The sequence below is a fragment of the Arthrobacter sp. KNU40 genome (genome assembly GCF_051515115.1).
Classification (GTDB): domain Bacteria; phylum Actinomycetota; class Actinomycetes; order Actinomycetales; family Micrococcaceae; genus Arthrobacter.
In genome coordinates this window covers 2,358,602-2,374,179 of sequence record NZ_CP195850.1, presented here as the reverse complement: position 1 = coordinate 2,374,179, position 15,578 = coordinate 2,358,602, and the positions used below count along the sequence as shown (strand labels likewise).

The 15,578-nt window shown below is 62.5% G+C and carries 11 protein-coding genes and 2 pseudogenes; 11 read left to right on the top strand and 2 right to left on the bottom strand.

Annotated elements, in window-relative coordinates; genetic code table 11:
- Window positions 1–77 precede the first annotated feature (77 nt).
- A pseudogene (locus ACSKT0_RS10915) lies at window positions 78–248 on the top strand (MFS transporter); the annotation flags it as partial.
- Window positions 249–378: 130 nt separating this feature from the next.
- On the opposite strand, the gene ACSKT0_RS10910 reads toward ACSKT0_RS10915, so the two are convergent.
- Complete coding sequence (locus ACSKT0_RS10910; protein WP_437773763.1) at window positions 379–1,059, bottom strand: GntR family transcriptional regulator; 681 nt, start codon at window positions 1,057–1,059, stop codon at window positions 379–381.
- A gap of 119 nt (window positions 1,060–1,178) precedes the next feature.
- On the opposite strand from ACSKT0_RS10910, the gene purU reads away from it, so the two are divergent.
- The 8 genes and pseudogenes from purU (at window position 1,179) to ACSKT0_RS10870 (ending at window position 11,642) form a co-directional block, all read left to right on the top strand.
- On the top strand, window positions 1,179–2,093 hold the full coding sequence (gene purU, locus ACSKT0_RS10905; protein ID WP_437773762.1) for a formyltetrahydrofolate deformylase: 915 nt from the start codon (window positions 1,179–1,181) through the stop codon (window positions 2,091–2,093).
- A 54-nt stretch (window positions 2,094–2,147) separates the two neighbouring features.
- Entirely contained in the window at window positions 2,148–4,640 is a 2,493-nt protein-coding gene (locus tag ACSKT0_RS10900; protein WP_437773761.1) for a GcvT family protein, read from the top strand.
- A gap of 119 nt (window positions 4,641–4,759) precedes the next feature.
- On the top strand, window positions 4,760–5,386 hold the full coding sequence (locus ACSKT0_RS10895) for a cyclodeaminase/cyclohydrolase family protein (protein ID WP_437773760.1): 627 nt from the start codon (window positions 4,760–4,762) through the stop codon (window positions 5,384–5,386).
- Window positions 5,383–6,258, top strand: coding sequence for a bifunctional 5,10-methylenetetrahydrofolate dehydrogenase/5,10-methenyltetrahydrofolate cyclohydrolase (locus tag ACSKT0_RS10890; protein ID WP_437773759.1), 876 nt, complete (start codon window positions 5,383–5,385; stop codon window positions 6,256–6,258). The genes ACSKT0_RS10895 and ACSKT0_RS10890 overlap by 4 nt, the downstream gene beginning before the upstream one ends.
- A gap of 285 nt (window positions 6,259–6,543) precedes the next feature.
- Entirely contained in the window at window positions 6,544–8,871 is a 2,328-nt protein-coding gene (locus tag ACSKT0_RS10885; protein WP_437773758.1) for an FdhF/YdeP family oxidoreductase, read from the top strand.
- Window positions 8,872–8,922: 51 nt separating this feature from the next.
- Window positions 8,923–9,138, top strand: a pseudogene (locus ACSKT0_RS10880) (GTP cyclohydrolase I); the annotation flags it as partial.
- Window positions 9,139–9,223: 85 nt separating this feature from the next.
- Window positions 9,224–10,540, top strand: coding sequence for a molybdopterin molybdotransferase MoeA (locus tag ACSKT0_RS10875; protein WP_437773757.1), 1,317 nt, complete (start codon window positions 9,224–9,226; stop codon window positions 10,538–10,540).
- Window positions 10,541–10,841: 301 nt separating this feature from the next.
- Window positions 10,842–11,642 carry an IclR family transcriptional regulator gene (locus ACSKT0_RS10870; protein ID WP_437773756.1) on the top strand — a complete coding sequence of 267 codons (801 nt, stop codon included), beginning with the start codon at window positions 10,842–10,844 and terminating at the stop codon, window positions 11,640–11,642.
- A gap of 77 nt (window positions 11,643–11,719) precedes the next feature.
- On the opposite strand, the gene ACSKT0_RS10865 is transcribed toward ACSKT0_RS10870, so the two are convergent.
- Window positions 11,720–12,652 (bottom strand): LysR family transcriptional regulator, encoded by a 933-nt coding sequence (locus ACSKT0_RS10865; protein WP_437773755.1) that lies wholly within the window; start codon window positions 12,650–12,652, stop codon window positions 11,720–11,722.
- Between the two features lie 159 nt (window positions 12,653–12,811).
- On the opposite strand from ACSKT0_RS10865, the gene ACSKT0_RS10860 reads away from it, so the two are divergent.
- Both ACSKT0_RS10860 and ACSKT0_RS10855 read left to right on the top strand, forming a co-directional pair.
- Window positions 12,812–14,116 (top strand): aromatic ring-hydroxylating oxygenase subunit alpha, encoded by a 1,305-nt coding sequence (locus tag ACSKT0_RS10860; RefSeq protein ID WP_437773754.1) that lies wholly within the window; start codon window positions 12,812–12,814, stop codon window positions 14,114–14,116.
- Window positions 14,113–15,528: a ferredoxin reductase gene (locus tag ACSKT0_RS10855; protein WP_437773753.1), complete on the top strand. Its 1,416-nt coding sequence runs from the start codon at window positions 14,113–14,115 to the stop codon at window positions 15,526–15,528. Before ACSKT0_RS10860 ends, ACSKT0_RS10855 begins: the two co-directional genes overlap by 4 nt.
- The last annotated feature ends 50 nt before the right edge of the window (window positions 15,529–15,578 follow it).

The following is a 15,578-nucleotide window of genomic DNA, read 5'->3' as shown; positions in this document are numbered from 1 at the left end:
CCTTGGGCCCGTCTTCCTCCCGGAAGCTGACAGGTCCGTGCAGACCCTCTTCTTGCTCGGAACATTTCAATGCTGCCGGCGATGACATGGCTTCGGCCTACTATCTGATCGGCACTTCGGTGATAGGTGCGATCGCCATTTACTTCCTGCCGGAGTCGGCGCGCCGCGCTCTCCCCGGTTCAACGCCCAGCGTGGACACGATGGCCGAGGCACGCGCATTGGTGGGAGCCCAAGGGGAGACAGCCTGATCAACTCGGATGAGTCCCGGCCCCAGGTTCCTTCGCGCCTGGAGCTACCGGTGCTTCACTGGGTCAGCACTCGATGACCTTGACCTTCGGGGTGACCTGCTGTCGCAGCAGTTCCTGCTGAAGGTCTGGTCTAAGCAGCGAAAAGAGCTTCGCGAACAGCGTGCTCGAAGCCGCTGACGTGGATGCGCGCGAGCTCCGCCGCCTGGATCTCATCCCCGTCGATAACCGCACGAAGCAGGTCCACGTGCTCATGCACGTGGCGCGAAAGGTCGGGAAGCCGATCCAAGACCAGGCACCAGATTCGGATCGCGAGGTTGTCGTAGCGAATCAGAACGTCTTCGAGATGGGGATTGCCGGCGGCGGCGTAAATGCCTTGGTGCACCCGAGCATCCAGCCGCAGGGTTTCGACCACGGACGCCGTACCGGTGTCGAAAGACTCGACAGCGCGCATGACTCCTCGCAATCGCTCCCTCATCGATTCCGTCGCCACGCGAGCAGCCCGGGCGGCGGCAACGGGTTCGAGTTGGGCGCGTATTTCGGAAATGAACGCAAGGTCGGTAACCTCAACTCGCGTCGCAAAAGTTCCCCTTCGCGGATAGGAAACTACCAGGCGATCGAGCTCCAGCCGCTTCAAGGCTTCACGTACCGGGGTCCGCCCGACGCCGAGGTCCTTAGCGAGGTCTTCGTCATTGAGGAGATCGCCGGGCTTGATGTCAAGCATCAGCAGCCTGTCCCGGATGCGCTCATAGGCGACGTCAGCCAACGACCTCTTTGCCGCATCGTCGGCGATTGCCAGACCTTCAAAAGCCATAACTGGTTTCCTTTTCATTCAAGCCAAGAACGCTATTGACCTCACCCATTGACCAGTATACGCTGAATGTCAGGTTAATATATCAGTTATGAATCTCAAAATATATCTAAGGAGGAGACATGACCCTAGTGGCGGCAGACTCATCTACCAGCACGCTGACCCAGTCAGAAGCCCGAGCGGAAGCCCAAACGCAGAAATTCGTGCTCACACTGTCGTGCGGCGAACGCGCGGGCATCGTCCAGGCGGTCACCACCTTTCTCTTTGAGCGTGGCTTTAACATCGATGAACACCAGCAGTTCGACGACGGCCTCCGCCAGACGCTGCATCTGCGCACCTCCTTTTCGGGCTCGGCGGACCACACCCCAGAGAGTCTCCAGGAAGAATTCAGTTCGATCGCTGACCGGTTCGACATGAAATTCAGCTTTCATGACCAGACCAAGCAACGCGTCCTCGTGATGGTGTCCAAGTTCGGCCACTGCCTGAACGACCTGCTCTTCCGCTGGCGCGGCGGCAGCCTCGGGGGTGACATAGCCCTCATAGTTTCCAATCATGAAACCCACCGGGCCATGGCCGAAGCCGCGGGCCTCCCCTTCATCTACCTCCCGGTAACCGCTGAGACAAAGTCAGATGCCGAACGGCGCCTCCTGGAACTGGTGGATGAGCACAACATCGACCTCGTCGTGCTCGCCCGGTACATGCAGGTACTGTCCGACGACCTCTGCCGCTCTTTGGAAGGGCGGGCTATCAACATCCACCACTCCTTCCTCCCCGGGTTCAAGGGTGCACGCCCCTACCACCAGGCGTACGACCGTGGAGTCAAGCTGGTGGGCGCCACGGCCCACTACGTAACCGCGGAACTGGATGAGGGGCCAATCATCGAGCAGGAGGTCATCAGGGTCGACCACAGCTACGGTCCGACCGCCCTTTCAACGGTGGGGCAGGACGCCGAGGCACTGGCATTGTCCCGTGCCGTGCGCTGGCACTGCGAACACCGTGTGCTGCTGGATCACACCAGCACCGTCGTGTTCCGCTAAGCACGGCCACCAAACCAGCAGAGACAACGCACGAATATCAGCAGGAGAGACCACATGGCTTCGACGCCAAGCATTGTCATTATCGGAGCTGGAATCGTCGGCACGAACCTGGCCGATGAACTAGTCACCCGGGGTTGGAACAACATCACGGTCCTGGACCAAGGGCCGCTGAACATGCCCGGGGGCTCAACGTCTCACGCCCCAGGTCTTGTCTTCCAGACCAACCCCTCAAAGTCCATGGCGCTCTTCGCCAAGTACACGGTGGAGAAGCTTTTGTCCTTGACCGAGGACGGCGTCAGTTGCTTCAACCAGGTCGGTGGCCTCGAGGTCGCCACCACCGAGACCCGTCTCGCGGACCTGAAGCGAAAGCTCGGATACGCAGCATCGTATGGAATTAGCGGCAAGATCCTTTCGCGTGAAGAGTGCATGGAGCTCTACCCGCTCCTGAACGAGGAAGACATTCTGGGAGGCCTGCATGTCCCCAGCGACGGCCTGGCCAACGCCGCCCGCGCGGTTCAGCTGCTGATCAAGCGTACGGAAGCCGCGGGCGTCAAGTACCGGGGCAACACCACGGTCACGGGTATCGAACAGTCCGGCCGGCGGGTCACGGGCGTCCAGACGTCTGAAGGTGTTGTCCCCGCGGACATCGTGGTTTCCTGCGCAGGCTTCTGGGGTGCCAAGATCGGCGAAATGATCGGCATGTCCGTCCCCCTTCTGCCCTTGGCCCACCAGTACGTCAAGACCACCCCGGTGCCGGGGTTGAAGGGCAAGAACGAACTGCCCAACGGGGCCTCCTTGCCCATCCTGCGACACCAGGACCAAGACCTTTACTACCGCGAGCACGGCGAACGCTACGGCATCGGTTCCTACGCCCACCGCCCGATGCCCGTGGACCTTGACGAACTCGGCACCTTTGATCCCGCCGCGATGAGCGAACACAACATGCCCTCGCGGCTCGATTTCACCTTGGAGGACTTCCTCCCGGCATGGGAAGCCACCAAGCGCATCCTTCCTACGCTGCGGGAAACCGACATCGAGGATGGCTTCAACGGCATCTTCTCCTTCACTCCCGACGGCGGATCCCTGGTGGGCGAGTCCAAGGAACTGGACGGCTTCTTCGTCGCGGAAGCCGTGTGGGTGACCCACTCTGCCGGTATCGCCCGCGCCGTTGCCGAACTGCTGACCACCGGCAGGTCGGAGATCGATCTGGGTGATTGCGATATTCACCGCTTCGAAGAGGTCCAGCTGACACCGGAATACGTCAGCGAAACGTCACAACAGAATTTCGTGGAAATCTACGACGTCCTCCACCCGCTCCAGTCCAAGCTCTCCCCCCGCAACCTCCGGGTCAGCCCTTTTTACGCCCGCCACAAGGCTCTGGGAGGGTTCTTCCTGGAGGGCGGCGGATGGGAGCGGCCTTACTGGTTCGAAGCCAACGCGGAGCTGCTCAAGGAGATGCCGGCTGATTGGCAGCCCCCGGCCCGTGACGCTTGGTCGGGGATGTTCAGCTCGCCCATTGCCGCCGCCGAAGCCTGGAAGACCCGCACCGCGGTGGCCATGTACGACATGACTCCGCTCAAGCGCCTCGAGGTCTCCGGCCCGGGAGCGCTGAAGATGCTGCAGGAACTCACCACCGCGGACATGGCAAAGAAGCCCGGCGCAGTCACCTACACGCTCCTGCTGGACGACGCCGGCGGCATCCGAAGCGACATCACCGTGGCTCGGCTGAGCGAAGACACCTTCCAACTCGGAGCCAACGGAAATATCGATGCCGCTTACTTTGAGCGCGCAGCCCGCCATCAGACGGAAAGCGGGAGCGCCAGCGACTGGGTCCAGGTGCGTGACACGACGGGCGGCACGTGCTGCATCGGCCTGTGGGGTCCGCTGGCCCGGGACCTGATCAGCACCGTCAGCAGCGACGATTTCTCCAACGACGGTCTCCGTTACTTCCGCGCCAAAAATGTTGTCATAGGCGGCGTCACCGTCACCGCGATGCGCCTGTCCTACGTCGGCGAGCTGGGCTGGGAGCTCTATACCAGTGCAGACAACGGCCAGCGCCTCTGGGATGCCCTGTGGAAGGCCGGGCAGCCTCACGGCGTTATTGCCGCGGGCCGGGCCGCCTTCAGCTCGCTCCGTCTTGAAAAGGGTTACCGCTCGTGGGGCACTGACATGACCACCGAGCACGACCCGCTGGAAGCCGGCCTCGGATTCGCCGTCAAAATGACCAAGGATAACTTTGTCGGGAAGGCCGCTTTGGAAGGCCGCACCGAGGAATCCGCCGCCCGCCGCCTGCGCTGCCTGACGGTCGACGACGGCCGCAGCATTGTGCTGGGCAAGGAACCGGTCTTCTACAAAGACCAGGCGGTCGGCTATGTCACCAGTGCCGCCTACGGCTACACCGTCGCCAAACCGATCGCTTACGCCTACCTCCCGGCCGCTGTGTCCGTGGGTGACTCAGTCGAGATCGAGTACTTCGGACGACGCATCCAGGCTACAGTCACCGCGGATCCGCTTTACGACCCCACGATGACCAGGCTCCGCGGCTAACCCCCTCCGAACCATTAAAGGGCCGGCGGCCCGGACCCACCGGAGTCCGGGCCGCCGCTCTTCGATGGCTTGTCCCCCAATCCCGCCTCGTCGGCTCGAGCTTCAGCCCAGGAAGACACATGATCAGTTCAGAAACAATCACCGGATACCTCGCCGGCCTTGCCTCACGGGAACCCACCCCAGGGGGCGGCGCAGCTGCGGCCCTCCACGCCGCTCAGGGGGCGGCTCTCGTCGCCATGGTTGCCAGATACACCACCGGTGCGAAATACGAGCAACACGCCGAACTCGTTCAACGGATCATCAGCGCCGCCGACGGACTGGTAGTCGAGGCACTTCGCCTGGCTGACGCCGACCAACAGGCGTTCCAAGGCGTCATCGATTCGTACAAGCTTCCGTCCGGAAAGGAAGATCTCAGGGCCGCTCGAACCGCAGCCATCCAGGAAGCCCTCATCCTGGCCGCGCACCCCCCGGCCGAGCTCATCAAGCTCGCCGGCGCCATCGTGGAGCTTGCCACGGAACTCTTCGAGGTCGCGAACGCAAACGTGATCAGCGACATCGCCGCGGCCGCCGACGCGGCCCGCGCAGCCGCCACCACCGCAAGGGTGAATATCGACATTAACGTCGTAGCCATCAAAGATGCCGGAGCCCGTTCACGGTTGACTGACCAGACCGACGGCCTGGAGGAAAAGGTCATCCTGCCAGCGGACTCCCTCGTACGGCGCGTGCGCGAAAGGATTTTCGGTTGAGCACCTTACTCCTCTCCGGAAAGACACTGGCGAAGACCATTCAGCAGAATGCCCACGATGAGGCCCGGCGCCTCGACGCCGACGGCCTGCACCCAACGCTCGCAGTGGTTGTGGCTACCGACGACGGCTCCACGCATTGGTATGTCCGGTCCATCGAACGGGCCGCAGAAAGGGCCGGGATCAGTTGCCGGATTGTGGACCTTGGCCACGATGCTACCGGCGAGGTCTTAGCCGCTTCACTTCAGGGGTTCAGCGCTGATCCATCAGTCAACGGCATCATCCTCCAGACTCCTCTGCCCCCCGGGGTCGAGACAGATGAGCTGGTCGGGCACATTACCCCGGAGAAGGACATCGATGGCGCGAACCCGTTGAGTCTTGGCCGACTGGCTGTCGGCCAGCCCTCGTTCGCACCTGCCACGGCCCGCGCCGTAATCGAGATCCTTGACCACTTCGACATCCCAATCGCAGGCCGGAACGTCGTCGTCATTGGCCGTTCCGCCGTCGTGGGGAAGCCGCTGTCCCTGCTGCTGCTGGAACGCGACGCCGCCGTCACTGTCTGCCACTCCAAGTCAGGTCCGCTTGAGAACTACACCAAGACCGCCGACGTCGTGGTCGTCGCTGCCGGGCGGACCGGCCTGTTGAATGGCGACCACGTTTCTTCTGCTGCCGTAGTGATCGACGTCGGCACCAACGTCCTTCCCGACGGCACCCTCGTGGGGGATGTCGACGAAGCCAGCGTGCGCGGCGTTGCCGCGGCACTGACACCCGTCCCCGGCGGCGTCGGCTCCGTCACCACATCCCTGCTTCTCCTGCACACAACCGAGGCCGCGTGGAAACAGTCGCGCACCTTGATCCTTGGAACTACCGGATGATCCGTCCTGGACGTTGAAGGCGTTGTCAGCCGCGCAGCTGTTTCGGAGTCCCCTTCGGCGATGCATTCGAGAAGTTCACTATGCTGCGACACTGGCGGAAGCTCTTCCAGCACAAGGCTCCAAATCCGCGTTTGCAGAAGCTGCCCGACTTCGCGGGCAAAGTCCCTAAGTTCCCGCCGAAGCTGCGGCGATGCCATCGAAGGCCACTACTGGCTTAGCAAGCACATTGCCTCAAAGAGTCGCCGCCCACACCCATTTTCCTGCAAGGTCTGAAGGGAAGATCACATGGCTTCAAAAGCCCCTCAACAGAATATCGACGAGTCAAAGCTGACCGTCACCAAACCCAAGAACAAGGCCGTTGGTATTCCCGCGGTCGTCAACTCGCTGAAGATCTCCCTTGAGCAGATGGGTCCGTTGCGCAGTGTCCAAACACTGCTGGCAGTCAACCAGACCGACGGGTTCGACTGCATGGGCTGCGCGTGGCCCGAGCACGAAAAGCGCAACGCAGCCGAGTTCTGTGAGAACGGAGCCAAGGCAGTAGCCGAAGAGGGCACCCGCCGCCGCGTCACGCCCGAATTCTTCGCCCAGCATTCCATCGAGGACCTGAAAACGCGGGACGACTACTGGCTGGGCCAGCAGGGCAGGCTCACACAGCCGATGCTGTTGGATGAGGGCGCAACGCACTACACACCCATCGAATGGGACGCTGCCTACGAGCTGATCGCCCAAGAGATCAAAGGCATGGACCACCCAGACGAAGCAGTTTTCTATACTTCCGGGCGGACATCGAATGAAGCAGCTTTCCTCTACCAACTCCTCGTGCGGGGACTGGGCACAAACAATCTCCCCGATTGCTCCAATATGTGTCATGAGTCCTCGGGTTCAGCCCTCGTTGAAACCATCGGCATCGGCAAAGGCTCCGTCAGTCTCACCGACTTGGAGACGTCTTCGCTGATTTTCGTGGCCGGGCAAAATCCGGGCACCAACCACCCTCGCATGCTCAGCGCACTGGAAAAAGCGAAGAAGAACGGTGCCTGCATCATTTCCGTCAATCCACTTCCCGAGGCTGGGCTCCTCCGGTTCCAGAATCCACAGACCATCTCCGGCACGCTCGTGGGCACGCAACTGACCGACGACTTCCTGCAGATCCGGGCCGGTGGCGATCAGGCCCTCTTCCAAGGGCTCGGCAAGTACCTCCTGGAGGCGGAGGCCCAGGGTAGGAAGACCCTTGGACTGCCCACGGTCCTCGACCATGAATTTATCGAGGACCACACCGTGGACATCGAGGAATACCTGCGGTACCTCGAAAAGGTCGAGTGGGATGACATCGTCGAAGCCACCGGCTTGACCCTGGAGCAAATCAAGTCCACAGGCGAACGCCTGCTGGCTTCTAACGCCACCATCGTCTGCTGGGCCATGGGCCTGACGCAGCACAAGCATTCAGTTCCCACCCTCCGTGACGTGGTCAACGTGCTGCTTCTTCAGGGCAACATCGGAAAGGCCGGAGCGGGAGTCTGCCCCGTCCGCGGCCACTCAAACGTCCAGGGCGACCGCACCATGGGCATCTTCGAAAAGATGCCAGAGGCGTTCCATGACAGGCTGGACAAGGAGTTCAAGTTCCGTTCCCCCCGCAAGCACGGCTACGACACGGTTGCAGCGATTCGCGCCATGCGGGACGGCAAGGTCCGCGTGTTCATTGGAATGGGTGGAAACTTCGTCCGGGCGGCCCCGGATTCCGAGGTCACGGAGCGGGCATTGGCCAACACGGACCTGACTGTACAGATCTCCACGAAGCTGAACCATTCCCACGTGTCCACGGGCCGACGCGCGCTGATCCTCCCGACGCTGGGTCGGACCGAAAAGGACGCGCAGCGCACCGGTGACCAGAGGGTAACGGTGGAAGACTCGATGAGCGCGGTCCATGCGTCCCGCGGACGCATTAAGCCGGCCAGCGAGCACCTCCACTCAGAAGTGGCCATAGTGTGCAACCTCGCCCACAAGCTGTTCACCGACAGTGACGGCCTCCCGCTGCCCAACACACCCAAGGCTGCGTGGCTCTCGATGAAAGCCGACTACTCCCTCGTCCGGAAACACATCGAGGCGGTCATCCACGGCTTCGAAAATTTCGAGGATCGGATCGAGCACCCTGGCGGCTTTGTTCTTCCCCACCCTCCGCGGGACGCCAGACAGTTCGAGACCGCGTCCGGCAAGGCGCACTTTACCGGCAACGAGCTGGAATACATCAAGGTACCCGAGGGGCGGCTGGTCCTTCAGACCCTGCGCTCACATGACCAGTACAACACCACCATCTATGGCAAGGACGACCGATACCGCGGTGTCCACGGTGGACGTCGGGTGGTTCTTGTTAACGAAGCTGACATCGCTGAGCTGGGCTTCAAAGACGGTGACATGGTTCATTTGATTTCAGAGTTCCGCGGGACAGAGCGGCGGGCCGACAACTTCCGGATCGTTTCGTACTCGACACCGAAGGGCTGTGCGGCAGCGTACTACCCGGAGACTAACGTGCTTGTGCCGCTCGATTCGGTAGCTGACACCAGCGGTACACCGACGTCAAAGTCCGTCATCGTGCGGCTGGAACGGACCAAAGCGTGAGCGCCGACATGACGACGGCAACAGCGTCCAAGGGTGTGGACGGGCCGCGGGTTGGATAAGACTTTTGACCTTGGGCACGGAGAAATGGTCATCGTTAAGGACATCCCGTTCTACTCCACCTGCGAGCACCACCTGGTTCCATTCCACGGCGTAGCCCATGTGGGGTATATCCCGTCCGCTGAGGGCCTTGTCACTGGGCTGAGTAAACTCGCACGGCTGGTGGATGTCTACGCACGTCGGCCCCAAGTCCAGGAGCGGCTGACTACCGGGCTGAGGCGCTCAGCCTGATACACGGACGCTAAGTTCCGGGCCGAACACCCACGGCGCATGAAACAGTCACGAAAGGCCCGCCATGCAAGCTCATGAATTAGCCACAGGCGGTCGCGCTTCCGCGTCCACCCTTATCCGCCAGCATGCCGGAAGGCCCGACCCAAGCTGGTCCGAAGCCCGCCAGATTGCCTTTGATTGCGCATCAGCACTCCCGCCCGTGTGCGTCCCACTCGCTTCAGCACTAGGCCGGACACTGGCCCGGGACGTCATCGCCCGGCAGAACATTCCCCACTACGCTTCCTCGGCAATGGACGGTTGGGCCGTCAAAGGCCCCGGCCCCTGGAGCCTTTCCACACAGGGATCCAGCTTGTCGCCCGGCGAAGCCAGCACCATAGCCACCGGTGGGCTGGTACCGTCGGGCGCCGACTCGATACTCCGCACAGAAAGTGGCCATCTCACCCACAACGCGGATGGCGAGCTCCTGCTGACGCTCAACGACCACGCGAAGCACGGCGAGCCACTGCCCGGTCGGCACATCCGCCGTGCGGGCGAAGAGGCCACGGCGGGCGAGGTGTTGATCCCGGCGGGTACGATAATGAACCCGGCCCACATTGCCCTTGCTGCTGTAGCAGGTAACGACGAACTGCAGGTCCACGGACGACCGACGATAGCGATAGTTCTGACTGGTTCTGAGGTCATCACCTCCGGCGTTCCGGCCCCGGGACAGGTCAGGGACACGTTGGGTCCGCAACTTGCGTCGGTCATTTCCCTTCTTGGAGCCACACCCGGCAGCCCCTTCCGTATTGGCGACTCCTACCAAGACTGGCTCTCAGCCCTCGGAGATTCTGGATCCATCACCGGGCAGCGACCCGATGTAACCATAACGACCGGGGGAACCGGCCGATCCGGCACAGACCACTTCCGCGCCGCGGTAGCCGCGCTGGGCGGCCGGCTGTTGCTGGACGGCGTCGCCATGCGCCCTGGCCACCCCGCTGTCTTGGCCGAACTCCCCGACGGTCGGTTCCTCCTCGGCCTTCCCGGAAACCCCCTCGCTGCAATGATGGCGCTGGCCACGCTCGCAGAGCCGCTTCTGGCAGCCCTCGGAAACATGTCCATGAGCGCGGTTGGACACGTGATCTCGGGCGCTGACGTTGATCCCAACCGGGGGCATACGCGCCTCATCCCCTGCACGTTTAGCCAGGGACTGGCATTTCCGGTCTCGCATGTAGGACCGGGAATGATGCGCGGTCTTGCCTGGGCGGACGGCGTCATGGCCGTTCCCCCGGAGGGCGTCCTGTCCGGTGAGCCCGTTCCGGTGCTCCCGCTCCCCTGGACGCAGTCGAACGAGACCATCGTTTCCATAAAGTCTCGAGCACGGAGCATCGCATGGGACGAATGACTCAGTGTAGGAAGATTCACCGCTTTCGTGCCGACGATTCAGGCACCGAATACCCAACACGGGCGCGATATCAGTTGCACGCCCCCTTGTTCTCGCATGCCGACGCACGCCGCTATCTCGGGAGCACCCCACATTTTGGGGCGCCCCTGTTTTAACCTTGGACTTGCTCGGCCGCGTGGAGGCTGAGGTGCCGGTTGAAGAGCCGGCGCATGAGCCGGTCTAGGATGAAACATGATGAGGTGGCAGTTCGTCTGGGACTTCCAGGCCTCGGTACTCCGCATGAACAAGGACACGAGGCGACATGGCCGAACGCAACGACCCGGATCAGGGCGCAGACGCACAGGGCGGCGGCGTCCAATCGGTGGACCGTGCCCTCCAGATCCTGGATATCCTCGCCCGTGTGGGTGATGCCGGCGTCAGTGAGATCGCTGAGGAGATGGGCGTCCATAAATCCACAGTATCCCGCCTCGTGGGGTCCCTGGTGGGTCGCGAACTGGTCCGCCAGAACAGCGAACGCGGCAAGTATCAGCTGGGCTTTGGGATCCTGCGATTGGCTTCGTCCATCCCAGGCCGGTTGAGCGTGGTGCGAGAGGCCAGCGAGGTTCTAGAGAGTCTCGCTGCGCGCTACAAGGAAACAGTGAACTTGGCCGTCTTGCGATCGAATTACGCCGTCAACGTGGACCAGGCCATGGGCCCCTCCACGCTCGCAACCTACGACTGGGTCGGCAGCCTCACGCCCTTGCATGCCACGTCGAGCGGCAAGGTTCTGCTTGCTGCCCTTCCGGCCGACGAAAGGGATACCATCCTCAAGACCGTCGGCCTGCCGGCACGCACTCCGCGTACCGTGACTAATCGTGCGCAACTAGAGAAGCAGCTGCTCGAAATTTCCCGGCAAGGCTATGCGACAGTCCGCGAGGAGTTCGAAATCGGCCTGTCAGCGGTCGCAGTTCCCATTTGTAACCATCTTGGGAATGTAATCGCGGCCGTGAGTATCTCCGGTCCTGCCTTCCGATTCACTCCGGAAGAGGACCCCGGACTCATCGAAGGGCTCCGCGCGGCTGGACTGTCGATTAGCGTGAAAATGGGCTACAGACCCCGATAGTCCAAGGCCCCCGGCGGACGCGTCGCCGCCATCAGGACCTGCTGGCCTTGTCGGCAACAAATCGCGGCCGTCCGGTCTCAGAGATCGGCTTCGGGCCGGGCGGTGAGTATCCGATTGGCGCTGACCTGCAGGATGCCGAGCGACTCCTGGATCAGAGGCGATGCGATGCTGCCCTTGCGCACCGCAGCGACAATGCGGCGCGCGGGTTTCCCCTTGCCCGTAATGCGGAGTCTAACCACGTTTTCGGCACTACGCAGGGGCGCCAGCCGCGGCAGCAGGCCCACTCCCAGCCCCGCACCAACGAAGGCGATCTGCGTTTCCCATTCAACGGCCTCATGGGCAATCCGCGGTGTCACCCCGACTGCCGTGAACGCCGCGGTGAATAGGGCATGGTAGGTAGAACCGGCGGCCTCGGTGATCCACGGTTCCGAAGCCAGCTCTTCAAGCGTCACCGTTTCCCGCGATGCCAACGGATGGTCGGAAGGGATGATCACGTCCAAGGGATCGTCGAGCAAGACGGTCTGCTCGAAGCGCGGATCGTCCTCAACATAGGTGTCGGACTGCATCGCGACGATGACCGCGAGGTCGATTCGCTCGGCAACCAACAAGTCGAAGCAGCGGGCAGGATTGGCCTCGAGTACGTGTACGTCCAGCAGGGGGCGGGTCGAGCGCAGGGTGGCGGCCAGCGGCGCAAGCAACTGGGCAGCCGCTGTGGAGAATCCGCCAAGCCCAAAATGCGACTGCACTTGGTCGCCGGCCGCCATGGCCGCGGCGCGCAGGCTCTCCCACTCCGCAATGAGCGCGTCCGAGCCCGCCACGAGATAGCGGCCCGTGGCGGTCAGCCGCACCCCCCGGCCGTCCTTCGTCAGTAGCTGCATTCCAAGCACACGCTGCAGCTCCCGCAATTGCGCGGACACGGCGGAAGGAGAGTACCCCGTGAGCTCCGCGGTTGCCCCAACGGTGCCGCACCGGGCAAACACCCGAAGTGTTAAGAGCCGCGGATCGATCATGCACTTATTATGCATGGTTATTTCCGAAATCTTGCGCTTTTATTGCAGATCGATCGTCCCTAATCTCATGACTACAACGTTTCGACAACGCCGGTTGCCTCGCCAATTCCGTGGGCCCCACGACTCGCACACCGGCCCAGCCCTCCCGGGAGGAAACCCATGTCTGCTCTAGTGAACGCGCCGCTCAATTCACGCGGAAAACTCGCTTCATCATTGCCTGCCGAGCAGGTGGCGGAAATCACCGAGTTGTTCGATTTCCGGCGCGTGGGATATTCGCTCGATGCCCCCTTCTACACCGACCCGACGATTTTCAACATCGACATGCAGGCCATTTTTGGCCAGCACTGGATCTTTGCCGCCAGCATCGCCGAACTGCCGGAGCCGGGCGACTACGTCACCGTCGACTACGGACCCTACTCCCTGATCGTGCTGCGCAACGACGACGGCAGCGTGAACGTCCTGCACAATGTATGCCGCCACCGCGGCGCCCGCGTCCTGACCGAACCCGCGGGGACCACTGGAAACCTGGTATGCGGCTATCACTCCTGGACCTACTCCCCCAACGGCGATTTGATCCACGCCTCGGCACCGGGGGAAACGAAGTTCGACAAGAGCTGCTTCGGCCTCAAGCGCGCCCACAGCCGCGTGTTCGCCGGACTCATCTTCGTCTGCATTGCAGACGAACCGCCGACGGATTTCGACGAAACCGGAAAGATCTTCGAGCCCTACCTCGCGCCCCACGATCTGTCGAAGACGAAAATCGCCTACCAGCAGAACATCATCGAGGAGGGCAACTGGAAGCTCGTCATGGAGAACAACCGTGAGTGCTACCACTGCGACGGCCATCCGGAACTCGCCTGCTCCCTCTTTCCCACCTGGGGCCTGACGGAGGGCCTTATCCCACCCCATCTCGAAGAAGTGTGGGACCGCAACAAGGAAGCACAGTCCTCGCTCGAGGAGCGTTGCCGCCGCTATGGCCTTCCCTATGAGGTCATCGAGGAGCTCGACACCCGCATAGCGGGAATCCGCATCTCACGGGACTCGCTCGACGGCGAAGGCGAATCGTTCTCACCGGACGGGCGCAGGCTCTCCAAGAAGCTGCTCGGCGATTTGCGGGACTTCCGCCTTGGCCGCTGCTCGATGCACCTGCAGCCCAACAGCTGGTTCCATTTCCTCGGGGACCACGTCATCACGTTCGCCGTCTTCCCCATCAACGAACACCAGACACTTGTACGCACCACCTGGCTGGTGGCTGACGACGCCGAGGAAGGCGTCGACTACGACCTGGAGAAACTCACCTACACCTGGAAGCAGACCAATCTGCAGGATAAGGCGTTCGTGGAGCTATGCCAGAAGGGCGCCAACAGCCCCGCTTACGAGCCCGGCCCGTACATGAAGAGCGAATACCAGGTCGAGGCGTTCATCAACTGGTACGTGCAGCGCGTGCAGGAGCACTTGGCATGATTGAACTAGGCACCATCACGGCGATCCGGGAACCACAGCGCATCCGCGGTCTAGAGATGCCGTGGAACAGGGTGATGGGCAGCACCGAGGGACCCGCCGGTGCCGCCCGCGCTTTGGGCCCCTGGCATCCGCAGGAGTTCATGGCCGAATGTGTCGAGACCGTTCCCGAGGTGGGCGGCATGATGACCTTCGTGTTCCGCCGCTGCGACGGTGCGCCGCTGGCGTTCCGTCCCGGCCAGTACGTGAACGTCGCCTTTCCCGTGAACGGCGAGGACCAGGACGCGGTGGACCGCAGCTACTCGCTGTCCAGTTCGCCCACCAAGCCCTGGACCTTCAACATCACAGTCAAATGCGACCCCACCGGACAGGTCTCGCCGTGGGTGCACGAGAACGTCAAACCAGGCACCGTTCTCGACATGCTCGGACCTGTCGGGGCATTCCACCTGCCCGACGCCGACCGGCGGGCACGGTACCTCTTCCTTGCCGCCGGCGCCGGCATCACCCCCATCATGTCGATGGTCCGGACCATCCACTCGCTCCCGGGACAGGCCGATGTCGTGGTGCTCTACCACGGAGCGGCGGCCGGAGGCTTTGCCTTCCACCAGGAGCTCGCCTACATCGCCTCCGTGGACTCGCGAGTCAAAGTTTTCTACTCCCTGGGCGACCGCAGCAAACCCGAGGGGTGGGAAGGGCTCACCGGAAGGCTGACGTCGGCCATGCTCGACGAAGTGGCTCCCGATGCCAACGGCCGCCAAGTCTATGCCTGCGGCCCCGAGGGTTACCTGAACACCGCCACCAAGCTCCTCCAGGAAGTCGGCGTCGACGACACCTCCATCTATATGGAATTCTTCTCGGGAGACCGCCAGACGATCCTTGAATACCAGGCGGAACTCGCGCTCGCAGTGGACATTGCGGAGGAAATCGCCGAGGAAATCGCCCATTCCGCCGAGGACTACTACGAAAGCCAGCCCACCGCGTTCGGGCTCTACGAACCCGGCTACGACGCCGAGGGAACCCTTCAGGCCACGGGGCTGCGGCTGGAAACCATCGACCCGGACGCTCTCTTCCCCGAAGCCCTCGACGACGGTCCGGACGTGGGACCGGGGGCCGGGTCCCCTGATGCCTCGAGCTTCGATACGGTCGGAACGGGAAGCCTCACGCTGTCCTTCATGCGCACCGGCATCAACGTACGCATCGACCCCACTGAACACATCCTCGGGGTGGCCCAGCGTGCGGGCGTCAGGATCGGCGCGAACTGCAAGGAGGGCATGTGCGGCTCCTGCAAGGTCGTGAAGCTTTCCGGGGAGGTCGAGATGAACCATCAGGGCGGGATCCGCGCACGGGAAATCGATGCAGGCAAGTTCCTGCCCTGCTGCTCTACCGCGCGCACCGATCTGGTGATCGATGCCTAGCCGCCTCCAGCTGCTCCAGGCCAGACTGCGGTAGGGACTTTTTCCGGCAA

What these genes read in the sequence shown, in the direction of transcription:
- ACSKT0_RS10910 (WP_437773763.1), bottom strand. Translation starts at nt 1,059, where the DNA reads ATGGCTTTTGAAGGTCTGGCAATCGCCGACGATGCGGCAAAGAGGTCG.
- purU (WP_437773762.1), top strand. Translation starts at nt 1,179, where the DNA reads ATGACCCTAGTGGCGGCAGACTCATCTACCAGCACGCTGACCCAGTCA.
- ACSKT0_RS10900 (WP_437773761.1), top strand. Translation starts at nt 2,148, where the DNA reads ATGGCTTCGACGCCAAGCATTGTCATTATCGGAGCTGGAATCGTCGGC.
- ACSKT0_RS10895 (WP_437773760.1), top strand. Translation starts at nt 4,760, where the DNA reads ATGATCAGTTCAGAAACAATCACCGGATACCTCGCCGGCCTTGCCTCA.
- ACSKT0_RS10885 (WP_437773758.1), top strand. Translation starts at nt 6,544, where the DNA reads ATGGCTTCAAAAGCCCCTCAACAGAATATCGACGAGTCAAAGCTGACC.
- ACSKT0_RS10875 (WP_437773757.1), top strand. Translation starts at nt 9,224, where the DNA reads ATGCAAGCTCATGAATTAGCCACAGGCGGTCGCGCTTCCGCGTCCACC.
- ACSKT0_RS10870 (WP_437773756.1), top strand. Translation starts at nt 10,842, where the DNA reads ATGGCCGAACGCAACGACCCGGATCAGGGCGCAGACGCACAGGGCGGC.
- ACSKT0_RS10865 (WP_437773755.1), bottom strand. Translation starts at nt 12,652, where the DNA reads ATGATCGATCCGCGGCTCTTAACACTTCGGGTGTTTGCCCGGTGCGGC.
- ACSKT0_RS10860 (WP_437773754.1), top strand. Translation starts at nt 12,812, where the DNA reads ATGTCTGCTCTAGTGAACGCGCCGCTCAATTCACGCGGAAAACTCGCT.
- ACSKT0_RS10855 (WP_437773753.1), top strand. Translation starts at nt 14,113, where the DNA reads ATGATTGAACTAGGCACCATCACGGCGATCCGGGAACCACAGCGCATC.